Source organism: Anaerobacillus sp. QJM3NY_17 (assembly GCF_056173665.1).
Genome location: NZ_CM149685.1, coordinates 2,974,871 through 2,997,497 on the forward strand (window position 1 = coordinate 2,974,871; position 22,627 = coordinate 2,997,497).

Below are 22,627 nucleotides of genomic sequence, written 5' to 3' on the forward strand. Positions count from 1 at the left end.
AAAAAAAGACCCCCTTGTAGGGGATCTTTTCCTAGTGATCACTTCCAAAAAAGTTTTTGAACGTTTGAAGTGACGTTGCTCTATTCATTGCAGCAATAGAAGTTGTTAGTGGAATTCCTTTCGGACAAGATTGCACACAGTTCTGTGAGTTACCACAGTTCCCAAGTCCACCCTCTCCCATTAAGCCTTCCAGACGCTCCTCTTTGTTCATCTCACCTGTTGGATGTGAGTTGAATAATCGAACCTGTGAAATAGCAGCTGGTCCAATAAACTCCGAGCGACTATTTACATTCGGACACGCTTCAAGACAAACACCACATGTCATACATTTTGATAGTTCATATGCCCACTGTCGCTTATTCTCAGGCATTCTCGGACCAGGTCCAAGATCATAGGTACCATCGATCGGAATCCATGCTTTCACTTTCTTAAGTGCATCAAACATTCTGCTTCGATCTACAGCAAGATCTCGCACAACCGGGAATGTGGTCATTGGCTCTAAGCGAATTGGTTGCTCAAGTTGATCTAGTAAAGCAGTACAAGATTGACGTGGTTTTCCATTAATGACCATCGAACAAGCTCCGCATACTTCTTCTAGACAACCCATTTCCCAAATAACAGGTGTAGTTTTCTCACCGTTTGCATTAACTGGATTACGACGAATTTCCATTAAAGCAGAAATAACGTTCATATTTTGACGATATGGAATCGTAAACGTTTCTTCATATGAATTAGATTCAGGTCCATCCTGCCTTTTTATCTTAAGTGTGACAGTTTTATTCTCACTCATCATTTATCCCCCGCTTTCTTCTTAGAATAATCGCGTTTACGAGGTGGAATTAATGATGTATCTACTTCTTCATAGTAGAATTCTGGTTTGTTGTTGACTGCATCGTATTTAGCCATTGTTGTTTTAAGAAATTCTTCATCATTACGCTCAGGGAATTCAGGCTTGTAGTGAGCACCGCGACTTTCGTTACGGTTTAAGGCCCCGATTGTAATTACCCGTGCCAACTGAAGCATGTTAGATAATTGTCGAGTAAATGAAGCCCCCTGATTACTCCACTTGGATGTATCATTAATATTGATGTTCTCGTAACGCTCCATCAACTCTTGAATTTTCTCATCTGTTTCCTTTAACTTGTCGTTGTTTCTTACAACCGTTACGTTAGCTGTCATCCATTCGCCAAGCTCTTTATGAATTTGATAAGCATTCTCTGTTCCATTCATCTTCATGATTTCGTCCTGCTTTGCCTGCTCTTCTTGTTGATGCTTTTCAAATAATGAAGAAGAGAGATCCTCAACCGTTGCTTCTAATCCATTAATATAGTCAACCGCATTTGGACCAGCAACCATGCCACCATAAATAGAAGATAATAGCGAGTTTGCTCCAAGACGATTGCCACCGTGTTGAGAATAATCACATTCACCAGCAGCAAATAGCCCAGGAATATTAGTCTGCTGGTTAAAATCAACCCATAAACCACCCATTGAATAGTGTACAGCAGGGAAAATTTTCATAGGGACTTTACGAGGATCGTCACCCATGAATTTCTCATAAATTTCAATAATACCGCCAAGCTTAACATCAAGCTCTTTTGAATCTTTATGTGAGAGGTCAAGGTAAACCATGTTCTCTCCATTAATACCAAGCTTTTGACTAACACACACATCAAAAATTTCTCTCGTAGCAATATCACGCGGTACAAGGTTTCCATATGCTGGGTATTTTTCCTCAAGGAAATACCATGGTTTACCGTCTTTATACGTCCAAACGCGGCCACCTTCGCCACGTGCAGATTCACTCATAAGACGAAGCTTGTCATCACCAGGGATTGCTGTTGGATGAATTTGAATAAATTCCCCATTAGAATAAATAGCCCCTTGCTGATAAAGCGCACCAGCAGCAGAACCTGTATTAATAACAGAGTTTGTACTCTTACCGAAGATAATACCAGGTCCACCAGTCGCCATAATAACCGCATCTGCTTCAAAACTTCTTATTTCAGAAGTTGTTAAGTTTTCACCAACAACTCCTCGGCATACACCTTCATCATCTAAAATAGCGGAGAGAAATTCCCATCCTTCATATTTTGTAACGAGGCCTGCTACTTCATGGCGACGAACTTGCTCATCAAGCGCATATAGAAGCTGTTGCCCGGTTGTTGCACCGGCAAAAGCAGTGCGATGATGTTGTGTTCCACCAAAGCGTCTAAAATCTAGTAGACCTTCTGGTGTTCTGTTAAACATTACGCCCATACGATCCATTAAGTGAATGATACCAGGCGCTGCATCACACATTGCTTTTACTGGAGGTTGATTTGCAAGGAAATCTCCTCCATAAACTGTATCATCAAAGTGCTCCCAAGGAGAATCTCCTTCTCCTTTTGTATTAACAGCCCCGTTAATTCCCCCCTGCGCACATACAGAGTGAGAACGTTTTACCGGAACGATGGAAAGAAGATCTACTTGCATTCCAGCTTCCGCAGCTTTGATGGTAGCCATCAAACCTGCAAGGCCGCCTCCAACTATCACTAATTTACCTTTACTCATAAGAACAGTTCCCCCTTAAATGCTGGCTCTGTCTGAAAGTTATGTATCAGACGTGGTGAAGACAGTTCACTTTCTTAAACGAATGCAAATAATGCGCGCATGCCAACAACTGAAAGTGCAACGAAAATGACCATTGTTACGTATGTCATCGTACGCTGTGATTTTGGTGTTACTGTGAAGCCCCAGCTTACAAAGAAAGACCATAAGCCATTTGCGAAGTGGAAGACAGTACCAAGTACACCAACGATGTAAAAGATCATCATTCCTGGATTAGACAAGATATCAGCCATCATTTGGAAGTTTACTTCTGCTCCCATCGCAGCTTGTATTCTCGTTTGCCAGACGTGCCAAGTTACAAATATTAATACGATAACGCCAGAAATCCGCTGCAAATAAAACATCCAGTTACGTAAATAGCCATATCGACTTACGTTGTTTTTGGATTGAAATGCGATATAAACACCGTAAATCGCATGGAATAAGAGCGGTAAGAAAATGACGAAAATTTCAAGCAAATACCTGTAAGGAAGGCTCTCCATAAAATGAGCTGCGTCATTAAACGCCTCGGGCCCTCTTGTTGCAAAATAGTTAACAGTGAGATGCTGAGTAACATAAAGTCCGAGCGGAATTACTCCTAGAAGCGAATGCAATTTTCGGCTTACAAAGTCTCGACTTGCGGCCATGTTTTGTGTGTCCCCCTTTTAAGTTGTTAAGCTACCATCTGCCAGTGCATTTTTTTCTAATAAAGAAGTCTTTGCATGCACAGAAATCATCGCTTTCTGTCGATTATATTGTGACATACCCATTGTACTCCCATCATTTAGGACCGTCAAGAAAACGTGTACATTTAGATTTTTCAAAATTCCCTTGCAACACCTGCGTATATCTCAATTGAATACGCTTTCTATATATATAAATTCTATCTATGGTGCTATGGAGGATTTGTCGATAAAACGTTATAATTATTTTGTAGAAAAGCTGGGAGGAATTTATGTTTAAGAAGCGCACAAACTCGATTGATTATAGTCATGAAATAGAAACAACTGCTTTTGGATATGAATTTTATAGAGAAGTTCTTATTCCTGAACTTCTTGGTAGTGAACAGCCGGCTGTTTTATATTGGACTGGAAAAGAAATGGCTAGGCAATTCCCGCTCTCCACTCGAGAAGAGATCGAGGATTTTTTTCAGCGTGCTGGATGGGGTAAATTATCAATTGCACAAGAAAAAAAGAATGAAGTAACGTTTGATCTTCAGTCAGCTCTTATCACTGAGCGAAGAAATACTAGTCGAAATGCTTGTTATCAACTAGAAGCAGGTTTTCTTGCTGAACAATATCAAAATATGCTTCGTTGCATCGCTGAAGCCTATGAAACTGATAAAAAGAATGAAATTCAATTCACAGTAAAATGGGACCCAAAAGATCAGATTGAATAGAAAGGAGACCACATGTGGTCTCCTTTTTGATTACATTTGTTTAACAGGGGTTCTTTCATCTAGTTGAAATTTATCGTGTAGCGACTCAATAGCATAAATCATTTTATCTTCTGGAACGATCGTTGACACTTTGATTTCTGATGTACTCACCATCTTCATTTCTACCCCGTGTTCAGCAAGTACTTCAAACATTTGTGCCGCAACACCAGGGTTAGAAATCATACCTGATCCTACTATGGATACCTTAGCAAGTTCTGATTCGTGATAAATATGTTCGTAGGGAAGTTTCACTTTAATGCGACGGAGCACATCAAGAGTTAATTCAAGAGAGGCTGTTTCAATTGAGAATGAGATACTCGTTGTATTTTTCTCTCCTGTACTTTGAATGATCACATCTACATTAATACCATTTGCCGCAAGAGATGAGAACAAGGAAGGAAGTGTTGTAATCTCATTCGGCAAACCTGAAATTGTTATTTTTGTTACATTACTTTCAAAAGCCAGACCTCTAACCACCAAATTTTGTTCCATTGATACGACCTCCTCAATTAGCGTTCCAGGTTCATTCGTAAAGCTCGAGCGGACCTCAAGCAAGATGTTATAGTTTTTTGCAAACTCAACCGCTCTAGGATGTAAGACACCAGCCCCAAGGTTAGCAAGTTCAAGCATTTCATCATAAGAAATCGTAGAAAGCTTTCTTGCACCTTTCACATATCGAGGATCTGTCGTATACACGCCATCCACATCTGTATATATCTCACAACGATCCGCTTTAAGAGCTGCTGCAATCGCCACAGCTGTTGTATCGGAACCACCACGCCCTAGCGTCGCGATGTCAGACGTATCAGTTAGCCCCTGGAATCCTGCTACTATCACAATTTTCCCTTCAGCAAGGTGTTGATTCATACGTGATGCATCAATATCGAGGATTCTGGCATTGCCGTGAAGCGACTCTGTTTTAATTCCTGCTTGCCAGCCAGTTAATGAAATAGCATCGTACCCTTCTTCATTTAATGCCATCGAAAGAAGCGCTGTTGTTACTTGTTCTCCAGTCGTTAGAAGCATATCAAGCTCTCTTGCAGACGGTGTAGCTGTTATCCCTTTTGATAATCCTAAAAGCTCATCCGTTGTTTTGCCCATCGCTGAAACAACCGCAACAACCTCATCTCCATTATTTACAGCTTCCATAAGCCTTTTGGAAACATTTTTGATTTTCTCTACATCTCCAACAGACGTACCTCCGAATTTCAATACGCGTAGTCCCACTCTCTCCATCCTTTCTTTCATGCAGCTCGTTATCCCTCATAGTGCGTAATCATCGCACGTTACAAACACTCACTAACTAAGAGTCGAAATGGATATTAAAAAACTCGGCCACTCACCAGATTGAAATAGCGATAGCCTTCATTTTTTATACTTTAAACTTGTAAAGCGTTTATTAAAGTATAAAAAAACAACAATGAGAAAAACCTCACTGTTGTTTTCATAACAAATCCAAGAAAACGTCCCTTTGTGAGATAGTTCTCCATCCAATTCCCGGGTAGGTATTGGATGACAGCTCTGCACTTATTCAATACAGATCCAGCTTCAGACGGATAAGCGTCTTTCCACTTCGGCAAATCCCCCTTTCAGCTCCTATCACTGAGTCTTAACACTCTTCAGTAAGCTTACTATTGGTTTTTGCGCCTCTACCATCACTTCAACTTTCGAAGTGTGGAACTATTAAATTTCACTCATTATAACGAACTTACGTGAATGCCGCAACATGTTCTTACAAATTAATTTGATTGACTTTCAAATCGAGCGACTACTTCCTCTGCAACATTCATTGGTAGTCCTGCGTTGTGTAAGTCTTCAACGCTTGCTTCTTTCATCTTTTTGATCGATCCAAAATGATTTAGCAGCTTCTTTTTTCTCTTCTCTCCGATACCGGGAATATCATCAAGACTTGACTTAAGCATCGATTTTCCTCGAAGCTGTCGATGAAACGTAATCGCAAATCGGTGTACTTCATCTTGAATCCTTTGCAACAGGTAGAATTCCTGACTATTTCTTGGTAGATAAACAGCTTCAGGAGGATCACCAATAAGAAGATGAGAGGTTTTATGTTTCTCATCTTTCGTCAGCGAGCAAACCGGTATGTCCAGACCAAGCTCATTCTCGAGCACATCCTGTGACGCCTGTATTTGAGCTATTCCGCCGTCAATAATAATTAAGTCAGGAAGCGGACCATTTTCCTTAAGCATTCTTGAATATCTTCTTCTCACAACCTCTTTCATAGAACCTACATCGTTTGGTCCTTCCACTGTTTTGATTTTGTACTTGCGATACTCATTTTTCTTTGGCTTTCCATCAAGAAAAACAACCATAGCGGATACAGGGTTCGTGCCCTGAATGTTCGAGTTATCAAAAGCTTCAATTCTGAGCGGAGCTTCTATATTAAGCTTTTCTCCCAAGTTTTCAACAGCATCAATCGTTCTTTTCTCGTCGCGTTCAATTAATGAAAATTTCTCATTAATGGCAATGGTCGCATTTTTCATTGTAAGCTCGACAAGCTCTTTTTTCTTGCCTCTTTTTGGCTGGTGAACTGGAATTTGTAGAAGTTCTTCTACCATTTGAGCATTAACCTGCTGAGGAAGCAATACTTCTTTTGGCTTAGGATGATTTTGTTGAAGATAGAACTGACCGATATAAGTTAAGAAATCTTCTTCAGCATCATTATAGAAAGGGAAAAGTGAAACATCTCTCTCAATTAACTTCCCTTGTCGTACAAAGAAAACTTGAACACACATCCATCCTTTGTCGAAACTATATCCAAAAATATCCCGATCAATACCATCGTTAGATTGGATCTTTTGCACTTCCATAACTTTATCAATATGAAACATTAAATCACGAAACTCTTTTGCTCGCTCGAAATCCATATTCTCAGATGCTGTGGTCATCTTTCTTTCTATGTCTTCTTTAACTTCCTGGTGACCTCCGTTTAGAAAACGCGTAATCCCGTCAATCATCTCTTTATTTTGCTCTTTAGAGACGTCGTTGACACATGGAGCCAAACACTGGCCTATATGATAATAAAGACAGACGCGATCAGGCATTTTACGACATTTACGTAAAGGATATAGTCGGTCCAAAAGCTTCTTTGTTGCACTAGCTGCATAAGCATTCGGATATGGACCAAAATACTTACCTTTATCTTTTTTTATTTTACGTGTCGTAATTAAGCGGGGCTGTTCTTCTGCCGTTATTTTTATATAAGGATAGCTTTTATCATCTTTAAGCATCACATTATATTTCGGATCATGTTTTTTGATTAAATTAAGTTCAAGAATAAGAGCTTCAAGATTTGTGGAGGTTACGATATACTCAAAATCACGTATTTCACTTACAAGCCGCTGCGTTTTTCCATCGTGTGATCCACTAAAATAAGATCTGACTCTATTTTTTAGCACCTTTGCCTTCCCAACATAAATAATCGTTCCCTGGCGATCTTTCATTAAATAACACCCGGGCTGGTCAGGAAGGATTGCTAGCTTATTTTTAAGATGTTGTTCCATGCTGCCTCACCTCACTACTCCTTTTCAAGGCGTATCTATATTCCCCTCTCATTGTAACACATTACCTCAATTTTCTATTATCTTAAGAACTCATATAAAACAATGTCATGATAGACAGGATCATACAATGTGGAGGATTGGAATTCTTTGACCTTTTTGATCTGACCATCCATCGATATATTCTGTTTCTTAAATCCATCGAGAACCTGTCCTGTTAAAAATACGCGATGCTCATCATAATATTGAAGATCAGATAGAAAGGTTGAATACGTATAAATTTGTTCGTGTTCAAATGACACCTTGTTATAGGACATTACCCTAGTTTCTTCCCAAGTATACACAATGACCGGCTCGTTAATTTGCTCTACATAATCCATCAATTGATAAACAGCTGCTGGATCGTTTGCTTCTTTCATTGTTGAATAGGAAACAAGTGATTGTATGCTAATCATTACGGCTAAACCAAGCATTATTTTCGTTGAGTTATTACCCTGTCTTCCTAACCCTATCCAGAGAAATCCTAACATTATTATCCCAGGTAGAGGCAGGATATGTCTTGGCTTATCAATGTTTTGTGCCAAAAGGGCCCATAGAAAATAGCTAAATGCCATAGCGACAAATGCCCATCCAAACCATGAAATTTCTCGCAATGTTCTCCCACTATTTTTCACCCCTTGGAAGATCATGAACGTAAAAAAGGTTAGATATAGTAGTAAAATCATTAGCGATTGACCGCTAAGACCTGTCCAAACTATATTATTCAATATCAGATGTGATATTCGTTCCAAAAGTGGGGCTGAGGCTGAAACCGCAGTTCCACCCCACTCTTCAAAGTGACCTTCAGAGAACCCAAAGGCTAGCTGTAAAAATGCAGCTACGCCACCTTCAGAAGCAGCAAGACCCCCTACCCAAATTAATTGAAAGATGACGGCTATACCGACCTGGGTGAGTAAAAATAAACTGTAGGATTTAATGGACTTATGCTGCTTTTTTCTCTGTATTAATAGTAGTAGAAGGCCGACACCAAAAGGTAAATAAGATAAACGAACTCCTAAAAGTAAACTAAACAACAAAGAAGCGACAACGATGCTCGTGAATGAATGTTCGCGATGAAATGCTTTTTGCAAACTCCATAAGTACCACCATAGAATAGCCACCGCTGCCGCCTCGCTCATCGGTTGAATGGTTAACACGTTGACAAATACCATTGATTGAATAAGAGCTACTGATGCCATACTAAGTGTTTTTGAAAGAAAAGAGCGACTAACTGCATATGCTGGATACATAGAAAGCGACATTAATAGTCCATTCCATAACGTTAAAGCCTCAACGGGATTTCCTATCCATTTATTTAACAACATCCCACCTAGAATAAAATAGGGATATCCGGGAAAGTGAGGTTGCATGGCAAATAAATCAAATCGATTTAAAGCTAGTGAGAAATCGACTTGATCCCAAGAACGTGGTAACTCAGTTGCATAGGCGGTTCTCCACCAAATAATCAACAAGATACTGCTCATTGAAATCAGCCAGATGAGTATTTTAATGTTTCTAGCTCGTATAAGGTATCTACCTGATCGATCCAATCCTAATCATCCTTTATAATTCTTGGTATGGGTCATACGTTAATCTATCCTTTTTAAATACCTCCGATGAAAAAAAGTACAAGACGAAGAATTTCGCCTTGCACTTTGGAAATTTATTTAACTGTCGATTGCTTCATTTCGTTTGTCGCTTTAAAAATCGCTTTACTCGGTTCTTTCACTTCTGATTTTACAGGTTCATTCTTTGAGTTCACAAGAAGATAAATCACTGCAAAATAACCAACGTACGCGATGATTTCTTCAATGGAAGGCATTGAAGAGTAACCGAACAACGCTTTAAAGAAAATTCCAATGTCTCCTGAGAGAAGAGGTGCCACACCATGATCACGAACATAATGCGCGTAGTCAATCGGATGTTCTGGCAAGAACCATGTAAGATCGTATACATGAGGCATTACGCTACCAATTAGTTTAATATCCTGCATCATCGAAATTCCCTGTACAAATAAGCCACCGGCAATAAGTACAATAAAGATTCCAGTAATCTTAAAGAACGATTTAAGCGGAATGCGCATCGTGCCCTTAAAGAAAAAGTACGATACAGCGGAAGCAATCAAGATTCCAGTAATCGCTCCCCATCCTTCAAATCCTTTACCAATATCGCCACCAGTAATTGCAGCAAAGAAAAATACGGTTTCTACACCTTCACGAAGGACAACGAGAAAAGAATGAATGACCATGCCTACCACGTTACCCGTTGTAATGTATTCCGTCATTTTCCCTTCTGTCTTTCCTTTAAGATTGCGACTATGTGAAGCCATCCAAAATACCATTTGAGTTAATAATACGGCGGAGATTAGCATAATGGAAATTTTCAGGTAAATCTCGCTTCCCATCGCTGCGAACCCGGTGAAAACAACCTGGAACAACATGGCTACGCCTACACTTGCAACTACAGCAAGCCCAGCACCTAACCAGACATATTTATTATACTGGCATTGTCCCATTCGTTTCATATAGGTAGTTATGATTCCAATTATGAGAAGCGCTTCAAGTACTTCTCTGAACATGATCAGTAATGCCTGAATTTCCATTAAACTTTCCCCTTTCCGTAAACAAAGATTTTAGGAGCGTCGCCGTTTTCTTGTTGTGTAAATTACTACTCCTGCAATCACAACGATGAGAATAATGATTGGCACCCAATTCGATAGCTGACCGAGATCAGTCCAATCCGTTTTTTCACTACCAGCGCTTTCATCCTCTGTTGCACTTTCTCCAAAGTGACCAATTTCAACTGATTTCATATCAAAATGATTTTTTAGTCCATCAAGTATAACTTTCTTACTTTCAGCGTATTCCTCTTCATCTGAATCTTTCTCCCCCACTCCAAAAAGGCCAGGGTTACCAAGCGAATCAAGCAATACCTCAAATTCATTCTTTATCTTTTCATCAAGTTCGGGATTCGTTTGTTTTACCACGGGAGAGAGCGTTTTATATGTGGCATCTGCTTTGCCAACTAGCTTTCTTGTTGTATCATATTCTTCAAAATCTGTTTCAGCGTTTTCAAGTCGACGTGAAATATTTAAGACCAGGACTTGCTGCATATTCGTTATAACAGCTTCCTTGTCTTCGTTGTCTAGCTCCTTTTGAACAGCTTGAACCGCATCTTCACCCATATGTAATTGAATTTCGTCTTTAACGGAAGCAAAAATTTTATTCGCTTCTGCAAAATTCGGAGGAGATTCATTAAGTTTTGCAGACATCTCACTGTATGCTTCAGCTACTTTCTCTTCGGTTGGGTCACCATAAGAGTATGCACTGGCAAGATCAGGAACTGCTAGTATACAAATTAGTGTCATTATTAATGCTGATGACAGAATACGTTTTATCATTTGAAATATCCTCCTCATTGATAATGATAATGATTATCATCATTGAAGTCAATAACAGATCTGCAATTAGTGTGACTTTTCTGCCACCATACTTGTCATGTGTCCAGGCAAGATTTTATGCGCACTATAGTCAATCGATACCTTTTGAACTGGTCGCATCATTTCTTTCAAAATAGCCGGTAAAACAGATGTTAAATACGCTTTAAACTTAATATATGATTCACCAGTAGATCGAACCTGGTACGTAATTGGAACTTCTTTAACTCTAAATCCTTTTCGAACAAGGTTCAATGTAATGACTTGTGCATAGTTGTAGTCATGAATGATTTCTCCATGCTCCATAGCTTGTCTAGAGAAAACTCTCATCCCAGACTGACCATCATAAATCCACCTTTGTAAAAGAAGGGACTGAATAAATGTAAAACAATAATTGCCTAAACGACGATGAAGTCGCATCCCATCAATCGTACCTTTAAAACGAGAACCCATCACATAGTCTGCCTCCCCTTTGAATAGAGGTTCGAGAAGGTCAGCTAATTGCCAGGCAGGGTATTCATTATCCGCGTCAAGCATCACACCTATGTCAGCACCTAATTCTACTGAATAGGAAAGCCCCTTTCGAACTGCGGCACCAAGACCCTGATTGTTATCAAAAGAATAAATATAGTTAGCTCCAGCCTTTTTAGCTACTTCTACTGTCCGATCTGTTGAGCCATCATCGATCACGAGAACGCTCACCTGAACAGAAGGATGAATACTTCTGGGAATTTGCTTAATCACTTCTCCAATGGCATGCTCTTCATTATGCGCGGGTAAAAAAACAATCACATGCTGTTTCATTTGATAATGTCTTCCTTCCTATCCTGAAGCGCTTCTTCTAATATCGCTCCTCTACTATGTGAAGGGATAGGGGCACCTAATAAATGAGCAACGGTTGGCGCTACTGAAGTAAGACTATGCCTTTCTTCTACAATTTTCCCCTTTTCGATAAATGGCCCATTCATAAAGAATGGAACAAATCGTTCTCCTTCATCTAGATGACCATGTCCCCCAATGCCATCTGCTTGTCCATGATCGGCACAAACAATGAGTGTTGTATTTTCCATAAACCCATTCACTTCAAGAAAACCAACGTAATCTTCCACTAATTTATCAGCTTCTTCAATTTTTTGAATGTAATCATCATACAAGACTCCTCTCGCATGACCAGTTTGGTCGGTCCCAATAAGCTGTACAGTGAAAAAGTCAGGGTTTTTATCTAACATAATCTGACGAGCGCCCTCCATAATTTTCGTATCAGCCACATCGTTATTCATAACTGCCGTTACAGTATCTACGTCATCTCCCATAGCGTCAACAAGGTGGGCAATACCGAGTAACCTTCCTGTTTTCCCAACTTTTCTTAACGAATCAAAGATCGTCTCTACTTTCACGCCAAGATTCCAAACCATATTGGACTTAATACCATGCTCAAGAGGATATGTACCTGTCATCATCGAGGAGAAGCAAACAACTGTACGCGCAGGGTATACCGTCTCCATTTGACTGTATTCTGTCCCATTTTTCTTTAATGAATCAAGAAAAGGCGTATTGGCTTCCTGGAATCGTTCTTTTCGCATTCCATCGATTACAATCATAATGACACGCTCATTAGTCGACGTAGGTGGCACAGCTTTCGTATAATCTGATTTAATTGCGGGCTTCCAGTCAAATAAGTAATGGTGAAGAATAAAACTAAATAACCAAATTCCTGCATAAAAGAAAACAAGAGTCGTCCATTCAAAAGTCATTTCATTCTTTACTGAAGAGTCAATAACCATCACCCATAATGGTAGAATTAATAAAAACTTCGGAAGTTGTTCTTGCGCGTTACCACTAGTAGAATCACTATTCTTAAGCACTAACTTCCAAAAACGAGTGAAGTTAAGCCAGCTCGTTCCAATTCGAAGATGGTAATAGAATGTTCCCCAGAAAAAGACAGTAAAGAAAAAATAGAGACCTATACCTAGCATGGCTACTTGAAGTGAAAATGAATCAAAAATCAGCAGGTACCCAATTAGAGGCATCCATAAATAATTTCGTAAAAATAATGGGTAATCATAAACGTAGTAGAGTACTAAAAGAGGCAATACGACGCCTAGTCCAACAAAGAAAGCCCCCCAGAACTCTATAGAAGTCCATTGTGAAATGTAAAATAACAAAATTGTCCCTGTAACAAAGATTGGTGTAAATGGCTTACCTTCATTTAACAGATTCCAGCATCTTGCTGCTATCTTTTCAAAGCCTGACGCTTGTTTCATGATGTTTCTCCTTTCTTATTCATAAACGACTTCAACTCCTGTAATCGAAGAGGATAAAGATAAAACGCCACTAATCCAGCGCCAAAAGAATAAATATACTTAAATGCATGCGTGACAATCGCAATTGAAAGGGCTTCTTCCCATCCGAAACCTACCCGATTAAGTGAAAAGCTCATCACACTTTCGTAAGTCGCAAAGCCACCTGGAGCTAATTGAAAGACACCAGATCCGACTGATAATGATGTAACCCACATGGCATCTGAATATGTAAACAGATGTCCAATAAGACTCGCTACGCTAAATACGACGATTCCTTCAGCTACCCAGCTTATACAAGATAGCGTTAGAACAAGCACCATATGTGGTGAACTTACAAGAGTCTGCATGGTAGTTATCTGCTTATTAAAAAAAGAAGCAGCGTGATGTTTTTTCAGATAGATAATCAACCCACTCACGGTAACACCAAAAATAACAAGCGCTGTTATGAAAAAAGTCAGGTTGATATCAATCCCAATAAGGTCCGCCCCAATAACTGAAAAAACCCCCAACCAGAAGAGATCAATTAACCTGAGAACGAGCACGGATTGAATAGCCATTCCCCATCGCCCTTTTTGTTTCTGCGCAAGCACTCCCATACGCACAGCCTCTCCGCCCTTGAAAGGAAGTAGATGGTTAAAAAAGAGACTATAAAAAACCCCTGCTAAATAAACCCTAATTGATATATTCTTATCAACAAGTAATCGCCAGCACCAACTACGCAGTAAAAAAGAACATGTGTATCCAGTTATCATAGCGATTAACCACCATGGTTCACTTAGCAATTCAGAGGTAAGAGCTAAAAGACTCGACAGATTAAACTCTTGAAAAAGAAGAAATCCAAATGAAATGAATAGGCCAATTCCAAATGACCACTTTAATAAGCGTGATATTTTTTTGCCCATTCGATTGTCCTTCTTAATCCTTCCTCAAACTTCACCTTCGGAGTATATCCCAATTCTTCCCTAGCCTTACTAATACCGCTCCAAGTATGCCTTACATCCCCTGGACGAAATGTTCCATCAAGTATTTTCGCATCAGGAAAATAGACACCAAGCGAAGTAATAAGTTCATTAAGCTGAATCGGCGTACCCGAACCGAGATTATAAATCTCTGATATTCCTTTTTGTTCGAATGCTAATGTTATACCTGTAACAATGTCATCAATATACGTAAAGTCCCTAGACTGGTCACGATCATAAACAATGATTTCCTCCCCCTTTATTAACTTATTAATAAATAGAGGAATCGCCATATCGGGACGGCCCCATGGCCCATACACTGTAAAAAATCGTAAAACCGTTAACTTAAAGCCGTAAAGCGATTGATACGCATGGCAAAAAGATTCTGCTCCAGCTTTAGCAGCTGCATACGGAGACTTCACTTTGCCATTTGCCTCATCTTCTAACACCGGGCCATTCTCACGATTACCGTATACTGATGAAGAAGAACCAAATAAAACATGGGTGACTCCCGCATCACCCGCAGCTTTTAATACATTTACCACTACTTTGATATCTTGATCAATATAGTCATGTGGATGTGTTAATGAATATTGAACTCCTGGAAGTGCAGCAAGATGAACCACCTTATCGTAAGAATGCTCTTTGAAGTGAGCATCCGTTTTTTCATGATCTAATAAATCAAAAACGTGAACTTTAATTGACCCAGCTTTTTTCACTTCTTCTAGATGTTCTTCTTTTCGATTAATATCATAATAGGAAGAGAAATGGTCAATGATTGAGACATCGTGACCATCTGTTAAAAGCGACTTTGCAAGGCTACTTCCTATAAAACCTGCCCCGCCAGTAATGAGTATTTTCATCTCAGGCACTCCTATATTTTTCAGTGTTTCAAATTAATCCGTCCTACAAGAGAAATGGCCGCATTTAGCGGCCATTTCAATCTAAAGCTATTCTACTACACTTTCTAGTTCGGTCAAAATGCGATCACTTAGCTTTTGCACTTCATCTGCATTCTCACTAGCAACTGCATAAAACCAGTTTTGTGCGTCTTCATAGACTGCATCCGTTTCCTCTTCACCGATTGCCTCCATTAATGGCATTTCAATCGCTTTTAAGAATACATTGGCTTCCATTGCAGCTTCTTTACCTTCAGAAAGCTTGTCTTCTTTAGCTAGCTCAGCTACTTTCTCGTGATATCCTTTGATTTTTCCTGTAAACGCTTTTGCGAACAAATCGTTTACTTCATCAGCTTTGATTGCCTCTGGATCGTTACTTATATCGAATAATTCACTTAACTTCTCAGCCGCTTCTTCATCGCCGCCTGAGAGTGATCCTTTTATTGCTTGATAAAAACCGAGAGCTTCTGTTTGCATCACTTGTAACTCATCTGTTTCACCAGTCTTTACCGCTTCTTCAATCTTTTCTGCATAGGAATTAGAAGCTAAGTAGTAGCTCTTATAAATGGACTTATCCGTTACTTGCTTCGTCACAGCAAAATCTTCCATATTCCCTTCAGAAAGCGCCTGTTCCTGCGCTGATAGGCCATTGTTAATATTCTCAACAATACTTGAATCTCCATCAAGTTCATAGTAGGAGTCGCGTTTTTCGGCTGTAGGAACAAATACTTTTTCTGCTAGTAACTGTATTTCTTCAAAATGAAGCATAGCCTCATCTTCTTTGTTAGCATCTTTCGCATCAATCACTGCCTGTTGAAGGGATTTTTGCTTTTGATAAAAGTATGACTGTGTCCCTTTATCAATGATCTGACGAGCTACATTCTTATCAAGCTCTCCAGATTTTCCAGCTTGAATTCCAGTAGAGATAAATGTATCAAACTCATTATCAATTTCATTCACAGCGCTCTTTAAGTCACTAGTGTAGGTAGTTTCAACTAACTCCCAATCTACTTCTTGATCTTCCTTCATTTTGTTTAGTTCATTAGTAATCGTCTGATAAGCTTCTACTTGTTTCGTAGTAGCAGCGCTTTCAATTGACATCTCACTAGACTTATCATCAGAATTCGTTTGTTCTTGCTTAGAACTGTTATTTTCTGTGTTTGTAGCATTTTCAGAATCATTACCACAAGCAGCAAGAACCGTAGCTGCAAGCGTAATAGAAGTGAATAGCATAGCCGATTTCTTCAATTATGTAAAACTCCTTTTCGTCAGGTCTTATATCCATGATGATTATATCGAGAACGATTATCAGTGTCAATACCGTTTCATTTGAAGATAACAAAAAAAAAACACCCTGATCCTAAAACAGATCAGGGTGTTTGAAACTTAACTAATTATTGATGCTTAGAAAGCGTCTGTGCAAGTGCTTCTTTTGGTTGGAAGCCGACAACCTGGTCAACTACCTCACCATTTTTGAATACAAGTAGTGTTGGGATACTCATTACCCCAAATTTACTTGCTGTTTCCTGATTTTCGTCAACGTCAAGCTTTACAACTTTTACGTCGCTCATCTCAGAATCAAGCTCTTCTAGTACTGGAGCAATCATTTTACAAGGACCACACCATGGTGCCCAGAAGTCTGCAAGAACGAGACCTTCACTTGTTTCTTGTGCGAAACTTTGATCTGTTGCGTGTACGATAGCCATACTGTATCTTCCTCCTTAAACATTATCACTTGAGTTTACCAGGTTAAGGCCGGTTGCCTCAGTGTGCTCTGCCAATTTGATTTCATATCAATAGGCACAAAATGAGTATATCATTAATACTCTTTCTGATTCCATTCTTTTGACTTAATTTCATTGTTCCCTATCTCTTCATTAATAAAACGAGCCTGAAATAATGAAATAAGATCGTAATAATCTCTATACAAAAAGCGAGCTAGATAAGCTCGCTTTTTTTCTTAGCTTGTTTGCAATACTTTCTTAAACTCCTGTGTAAGTAATGGTACAACCTCAAAGAGATCACCAACAATACCATAATCTGCAACATTAAAAATGCTTGCTTCAGGGTCTTTATTAATTGCTACTATCACTTTCGAGTTAGACATTCCTGCTAAGTGTTGAATAGCACCAGAAATACCGCAAGCAATATAGAGGTCAGGTGTAACTACTTTCCCTGTTTGCCCAATCTGAAGGGAGTAATCACAATAGTCAGCGTCACAAGCACCGCGGGACGCGCCTACAGCAGCACCGAGAAGATCCGCAAGTTCTTGAAGTGGTTCAAATCCTTCTTCACTTTTAACGCCTCGGCCGCCGGCTACAATCACTTTTGCTTCTGAAAGGTCAACACCTGATGTAGATTTACGGACCACTTCTTTCACGATCGTACGAAGGTCCTTTATTTCTACGGTTTCTTCAAAGACTTCACCAGAGCGTGATTCATCGATTTCAAGAGCAGAAATATTATTTGGACGAATCGTTGCAAGAACAACGCCTTCTTTTACTTTTTTCTTCTCAAAAGCTTTACCAGAGTAAATTGGACGTGTAAATACGACATCTTCACCATCAAGTTCAATACCCGTAGCATCGGAGACAAGTCCAGCGTCAAGCTTACTTGCAAGACGTGGTGCTAGATCTTTGCCCATTGACGTATGGGGCATTAAAATAGCATCCGGATCGACGCTCTGAACGATTTGCAAAAATGCCTGACCATATCCATCACTTGTATAGTTTTTAAGCTTTTCATCTTCTACTTTAATCACACGGTCTGCTCCGTAGTGAAATAGTTGGTCTGTTAAAGAACTAATACTTTCACCAGCAATTGCTGCAATCACTTCACCACCGGCTGCGATTTCTTTCCCAGCACCAATTGCTTCAAATGATACATTTCGTAATTCATTGTCACGAGCTTCTGCGAATACAAGTACTTTTTTGGCCATGTTGATTCCCTCCTATATAACTTTCGCTTCCTGGCGAAGTAATTTCACTAATTCTTCCACTTGATCTCCAATTTCACCTTCAAGTACTTTGCCAGCTTCTTTCTTTGGTGGCAAATAAACTTCAATTGTTTCCGTTTTAGCTTCGATCTCGTCTTCATCTATATCAAGATCGTCGTAGTCTATTTCTTCAAGTGGCTTTTTCTTAGCCTTCATAATCCCTGGAAGTGATGGATAACGAGGTTCGTTAAGTCCCTGCTGTGCTGTTACAAGTAACGGAAGCTGTGCTTCAACAACTTCCATATCACCTTCAACATCACGTTCCATTGTCGCTGTTGTTCCATCAATATCAAGCTTCGTAATCGTTGTTACGTAAGCGATTCCAAGTTTTTCAGCAAGACGCGGTCCAATCTGACCAGTGCTGTTATCATTAGAAACATTCCCGCCAAGGATAATGTCATATTCCTTATCTTCAAAATAAGCAGCAAGAAGGGCAGTCGTCGTATACTGATCACTCTCATCAATGTCTTCATTGTTAATGAGAACTGCCTTGTCTGCGCCCATCGCTAGAGCTGTTCTTAACTCTTTTTCAACTTCTTCGTCACCAATGCTTACAACCGTTACTTCTCCGCCATGATCGTCGCGAAGTTGGATCGCTTCTTCAATGGCATACTCATCGTATGGATTAATAATAAATTCAACGCCTTCTTCACTAATTCTCCCATTTTCAATTACGATTTTTTCTTCAGTATCAAACGTTCTTTTCATAATGACATAAATGTTCATATCTTTATCCCTCCCTGAAATAGTTCACCTTATTTATCTTGAAAGTTTGGCTGACGCTTCTCGATGAAGGCTCGAATGCCTTCTTGACCATCTTCTGAAGCAAATGCCTTTCCAAAATACTCTTTTTCTTTTTGAACGCCTTCATCAAACTTTTCTGATTTAGAATAAGTAAGAAGTTTAAGTGCATAACCAACTGCCACAGAGCTCTTCATAGCAATCTTCTCAGCAAGCTCTTTCGCTTTCGGAAGAAGCTCTTCTTCGCTATACATCTGATTCGCTAAACCAGTTGCAACAGCTTCACGTCCTGAGATTGGCTCGCTCGTCAGCAGCATCTCTGTTGCTTTTGCTTTTCCCACTAATGCTGGCAACCTTTGAGTACCTGCAAATCCCGGTACTAAACCCAGCTGTAGTTCGGGAAGACCTAGCTTTGCATCTTCAGTTACAAGACGAATATGACATGCCATTGCAAGTTCTAGTCCACCACCAAGCGCAGCACCATGAATAGCAGCGATGATCGGTTTTGGGAACGCTTCCATTTTGTCGAATAATTGTTGACCGTAGCTCCCCAAATCAGCAAATCCCTCTTCAGTGCTAACCGTTGTAAACTCTTTAATATCAGCTCCTGCTGAGAAAAACCTTCCTTCTCCAGAGAGCAATATAACCTTTGTTGCTGGATCGTTTTCAATTTGAGTGAATGCTTCTGACAATTCTCGCAATACGTCCGATGCCACTGCATTAGCTGGTGGACGGTTCAGCGTAATTTGTGCCACTTTGTTTTCAGTTGAAATGTTAATGAATTCCACTTCTCCACTCCTCTCAAAACTTTGTGACCCCAGTCAAAGCCGGGGTCTCTATTTATTTGCTTAAGCCATTGATCAAAAGATTATGAAGTGGCTTAGCAAGTGGTTCTAATTCAAATTTGTGGTCTTTCATAACCCAATTCGTTACGGTTTCATCGAGTGTCCCAAAGATCATTTGTCTTGCGAGACGAATATCTAGTTCCTCAATAAACAATCCTGATTTAATTCCCTCATGCAATATGTGATCAACGAGCGTAAGGTATTTCTTAAGTACTTCGCCAATTTGTGCTCGAAGGGCTTTATTTGTTTGTCTTAGTTCCAATTGCGTGACGATAGCAAGCTCATGATCAGAACCTAGATGTTTAAAGTGCATATCAATAAGCGTGAACAATTTATCCATTGCATTATCTTTCTTTACAATTTGTTCCTCTGTCTTATCGATAAAACTTCCCATTTTTTTCTGAAACAACGAAATTAACAAATCCTCTTTATTCTTAAAATAAAGGTAGATCGTACCGTCTGCCACGCCTGCTTCACGCGCAATTTTGGATACTTGCGCTTGATGATAACCATTTTGAGCAATGACAACAACAGCCGCATCAATGATTTTGTCGTATTTCGGACCCCTTTTTTTCCCCTTTTCAACCATATGAAGCTCTCCCTTATACTTTATCCGGCACTCATTCAAAATGAATGAGCATTCATTCATAATCTTATTGTAGCGATACGACTATGCTATTGTCAACATAAGATTTCTGAACGAGCGCTCGGTTGGAATCGAGAGTTATTTTGCAAATTCATCATATCATAATAAGCAGAAATGTGCGAATCTTTACGGAATTTTAATTGGAATTTTTTATTTAATACGTATTGATTTAACTGAAACCAAAAAACAAAACCAATCGCTACATCGATTGGTTTTGTTTAACTTTCTCTTCGTCGACTAGAACACGACGTAGAATTTTACCAACGGTTGTTTTAGGAAGTTCCTCCCGAAATTCATATAATCGAGGTACCTTATAAGCAGCAAGGTAACGTCGACAATGTTGATCTAAATCATCTTCTGTTATTTCAACGTTACTTTTTAGCACAACGAATGCTTTCACTGTTTCTCCTCTATAAGCATCAGGTACACCAATAATAACGGCTTCTTGAACTGCTGGGTGTTCATATAAAACTTCTTCAACTTCGCGTGGATAAATGTTATATCCGCCTGCTATAATCATATCCTTTTTCCGATCAACGACATAAAAGTAGCCCTTCTCATCTCGGTAAGCCATGTCACCAGTATAAAGCCAGTCATCCTTCAATACGGCAGCGGTTTCATCTGGTAGATTCCAATACCCCTTCATCACCTGAGGACCTTTTACAATTAATTCGCCGATTTCCTTCACTTCAGCTTCTTCATTTGCAGCGTTCACAATTTTTGCATCTGTGTCTGGCCAAGGTAAACCGATACTACCAACGACAGTACCATCTGATAAAGGATTGGAATGGGTTACAGGAGATGACTCAGTTAAACCATAACCTTCCACTAAACGACCGCTAATCTTCTCTTGAAATTTTTGTTGGATTTCAATTGGAAGTGGAGCTGAACCGCTAATACAAGCCTTAATAGACGAGAGATCATAGCGATCGATATTCGGATCATTCAATAAAGAGATATAAATAGTTGGTGCACCTGGAAATAAGGTTGGCTTTTGTTTTTGAATCGTTTTCAATGTATCTTTAGGTTCAAACTTTGGAAGTATGATCATTTTGGCAGCATACATAATCGATAAGTTCATCACACAAGTCATTCCGTAAACATGGAAAAAAGGGAGAATTCCCATCACACTCTCTTCGCCATATTTAGCATCACGAATCCAGTTCTTACATTGCATCGTATTAACAACGAGGTTATAGTGTGTCAGCATAACTCCTTTTGCGAGACCTGTAGTTCCCCCAGTGTATTGAAGAAGAGCCAAATCTTCTTTGGAATCCACATTAACATGTATATCATCGTTACTACCGTTTGCCACCCATTGCAAAAAGCTATGAATTTGGTCTGTTGAAGGCATTTCAACAAGTAATCCCTGCTTCTTTTGCTTTTGCACGAGTGGATACAGAACATTTTTAGGAAAAGGTAAATACTCCTGAATCTTCGTTACAACAATGTGCTTTAGTACTGTTTTATCTTTTACTTTTAATACTTTCGGTAAAACAAGATCAAGACAGATCATCATATCCGCCTTAGAATCTCTTAATTGATGTTCTAGTTCCCTCTCCATGTATAGTGGATTCGTCTGAACGACCACTCCCCCAGCCATCAATACAGCGTAATAACTAATCACAGCTTGAGGGCAATTAGGAAGCATGATTGATACTCTTCCGCCCTTGCTCAGACCGTGATCCCGCAATGAATTCGCAAGTCGTCTTGAGCGATGAAATAATTCCTGAAATGTAAGTTCTTTTCCCAGAAAGTGAACTGCCTTTTTGTTAGGATGTTTTGTAGCTGCATCAACAAGATACGCATGAAGGGGCTTTTCCTCATACTCTATTGAAGTCGGTACTCCTTCTTGATAATAATCAAACCATTCTTTTGCGCCATTGTTTGTCAATTTTCATCAACCTCCCTTTCACGACTCCTTCCAAACCAAAACTCTCTCTATATGATAATTATAATGAAAACGCTTCAAATATCCTATCTTTTTTTAATTTTTTTGAATACATTGGCATTTTAGGTCGTAAAAAACAGACGAGCATACGACATTATTCTATCCATATTTAGGTTAAGTTGTGATAAGAGCGCACAGAATTTTGAAGAAAAAAAAGAACAGGTAAAGTACCTGCTCTTCTTGAACCATCATACAAAATAAAATAAATAAACAATGCCCGCAATAAAGAATATCCCTGATACAACCATAAGAACTTTCCATAAAGTCT

Annotated in this window: 20 protein-coding genes and 1 riboswitch; of the genes, 1 reads left to right on the plus strand and 19 read right to left on the minus strand. The window is 39.4% G+C overall.

Features of this window, described 5'->3' with window-relative positions; genetic code table 11:
- Positions 1–31 precede the first annotated feature (31 nt).
- The 3 genes from sdhB to AC0VYV_RS15630 all read right to left on the minus strand — a co-directional run bounded on the left by sdhB (position 32) and on the right by AC0VYV_RS15630 (position 3,236).
- On the minus strand, positions 32–790 hold the full coding sequence (sdhB, locus tag AC0VYV_RS15620) for a succinate dehydrogenase iron-sulfur subunit (RefSeq protein ID WP_194219362.1): 759 nt from the start codon (positions 788–790) through the stop codon (positions 32–34).
- A complete protein-coding gene (gene sdhA / locus AC0VYV_RS15625; protein ID WP_475365572.1) occupies positions 790–2,553 on the minus strand; it encodes a succinate dehydrogenase flavoprotein subunit in 1,764 nt (587 codons plus the stop codon). The genes sdhB and sdhA overlap by 1 nt, the downstream gene beginning before the upstream one ends.
- A gap of 74 nt (positions 2,554–2,627) precedes the next feature.
- Positions 2,628–3,236: a succinate dehydrogenase cytochrome b558 subunit gene (locus AC0VYV_RS15630; protein WP_194219360.1), complete on the minus strand. Its 609-nt coding sequence runs from the start codon at positions 3,234–3,236 to the stop codon at positions 2,628–2,630.
- A 308-nt stretch (positions 3,237–3,544) separates the two neighbouring features.
- Here AC0VYV_RS15630 and AC0VYV_RS15635 point away from each other — a divergent pair, with 308 nt between their 5' ends.
- A complete protein-coding gene (locus AC0VYV_RS15635) occupies positions 3,545–3,988 on the plus strand; it encodes a YslB family protein (RefSeq protein ID WP_475365574.1) in 444 nt (147 codons plus the stop codon).
- A 30-nt stretch (positions 3,989–4,018) separates the two neighbouring features.
- On the opposite strand, the gene AC0VYV_RS15640 is transcribed toward AC0VYV_RS15635, so the two are convergent.
- From AC0VYV_RS15640 to AC0VYV_RS15715, 16 genes are all read right to left on the minus strand, one after another.
- A complete protein-coding gene (locus AC0VYV_RS15640) occupies positions 4,019–5,254 on the minus strand; it encodes an aspartate kinase (RefSeq protein ID WP_194219358.1) in 1,236 nt (411 codons plus the stop codon).
- A gap of 244 nt (positions 5,255–5,498) precedes the next feature.
- A riboswitch (Lysine riboswitch) is annotated at positions 5,499–5,687 on the minus strand.
- Between the two features lie 79 nt (positions 5,688–5,766).
- Complete coding sequence (gene uvrC, locus AC0VYV_RS15645; protein WP_475365575.1) at positions 5,767–7,548, minus strand: excinuclease ABC subunit UvrC; 1,782 nt, start codon at positions 7,546–7,548, stop codon at positions 5,767–5,769.
- Positions 7,549–7,625: 77 nt separating this feature from the next.
- Positions 7,626–9,134: a hypothetical protein gene (locus AC0VYV_RS15650; protein ID WP_475365576.1), complete on the minus strand. Its 1,509-nt coding sequence runs from the start codon at positions 9,132–9,134 to the stop codon at positions 7,626–7,628.
- 113 nt (positions 9,135–9,247) lie between these two features.
- Positions 9,248–10,186 (minus strand): FTR1 family iron permease, encoded by a 939-nt coding sequence (locus AC0VYV_RS15655; RefSeq protein WP_404681417.1) that lies wholly within the window; start codon positions 10,184–10,186, stop codon positions 9,248–9,250.
- Between the two features lie 30 nt (positions 10,187–10,216).
- Positions 10,217–10,984: a hypothetical protein gene (locus tag AC0VYV_RS15660; protein ID WP_475365577.1), complete on the minus strand. Its 768-nt coding sequence runs from the start codon at positions 10,982–10,984 to the stop codon at positions 10,217–10,219.
- Between the two features lie 66 nt (positions 10,985–11,050).
- The gene (locus tag AC0VYV_RS15665; protein ID WP_430243959.1) at positions 11,051–11,824 is read right to left on the minus strand and encodes a glycosyltransferase family 2 protein; all 774 of its coding nucleotides are present in this window, start codon (positions 11,822–11,824) and stop codon (positions 11,051–11,053) included.
- Positions 11,821–13,284: an alkaline phosphatase family protein gene (locus AC0VYV_RS15670; RefSeq protein ID WP_430243957.1), complete on the minus strand. Its 1,464-nt coding sequence runs from the start codon at positions 13,282–13,284 to the stop codon at positions 11,821–11,823. Before AC0VYV_RS15670 ends, AC0VYV_RS15665 begins: the two co-directional genes overlap by 4 nt.
- Positions 13,281–14,225 carry a lysylphosphatidylglycerol synthase transmembrane domain-containing protein gene (locus tag AC0VYV_RS15675; RefSeq protein ID WP_475365578.1) on the minus strand — a complete coding sequence of 315 codons (945 nt, stop codon included), beginning with the start codon at positions 14,223–14,225 and terminating at the stop codon, positions 13,281–13,283. The genes AC0VYV_RS15670 and AC0VYV_RS15675 overlap by 4 nt, the downstream gene beginning before the upstream one ends.
- Entirely contained in the window at positions 14,198–15,145 is a 948-nt protein-coding gene (locus tag AC0VYV_RS15680) for an NAD-dependent epimerase/dehydratase family protein (RefSeq protein WP_475373967.1), read from the minus strand. The genes AC0VYV_RS15675 and AC0VYV_RS15680 overlap by 28 nt, the downstream gene beginning before the upstream one ends.
- 87 nt (positions 15,146–15,232) lie before the next feature.
- The gene (locus tag AC0VYV_RS15685; RefSeq protein ID WP_475373968.1) at positions 15,233–16,429 is read right to left on the minus strand and encodes a hypothetical protein; all 1,197 of its coding nucleotides are present in this window, start codon (positions 16,427–16,429) and stop codon (positions 15,233–15,235) included.
- A 146-nt stretch (positions 16,430–16,575) separates the two neighbouring features.
- Positions 16,576–16,887: a thioredoxin gene (gene trxA, locus AC0VYV_RS15690; protein WP_194219347.1), complete on the minus strand. Its 312-nt coding sequence runs from the start codon at positions 16,885–16,887 to the stop codon at positions 16,576–16,578.
- A gap of 254 nt (positions 16,888–17,141) precedes the next feature.
- Positions 17,142–18,119, minus strand: coding sequence for an electron transfer flavoprotein subunit alpha/FixB family protein (locus tag AC0VYV_RS15695; protein ID WP_194219346.1), 978 nt, complete (start codon positions 18,117–18,119; stop codon positions 17,142–17,144).
- A 12-nt stretch (positions 18,120–18,131) separates the two neighbouring features.
- Entirely contained in the window at positions 18,132–18,902 is a 771-nt protein-coding gene (locus AC0VYV_RS15700) for an electron transfer flavoprotein subunit beta/FixA family protein (RefSeq protein WP_194219345.1), read from the minus strand.
- A gap of 29 nt (positions 18,903–18,931) precedes the next feature.
- Positions 18,932–19,705 carry an enoyl-CoA hydratase gene (locus tag AC0VYV_RS15705; RefSeq protein ID WP_475373969.1) on the minus strand — a complete coding sequence of 258 codons (774 nt, stop codon included), beginning with the start codon at positions 19,703–19,705 and terminating at the stop codon, positions 18,932–18,934.
- A 52-nt stretch (positions 19,706–19,757) separates the two neighbouring features.
- The gene (locus AC0VYV_RS15710; RefSeq protein WP_430243946.1) at positions 19,758–20,351 is read right to left on the minus strand and encodes a TetR/AcrR family transcriptional regulator; all 594 of its coding nucleotides are present in this window, start codon (positions 20,349–20,351) and stop codon (positions 19,758–19,760) included.
- A gap of 256 nt (positions 20,352–20,607) precedes the next feature.
- A complete protein-coding gene (locus AC0VYV_RS15715; RefSeq protein WP_430243944.1) occupies positions 20,608–22,302 on the minus strand; it encodes an AMP-binding protein in 1,695 nt (564 codons plus the stop codon).
- Between the last annotated feature and the right edge of the window lie 325 nt (positions 22,303–22,627).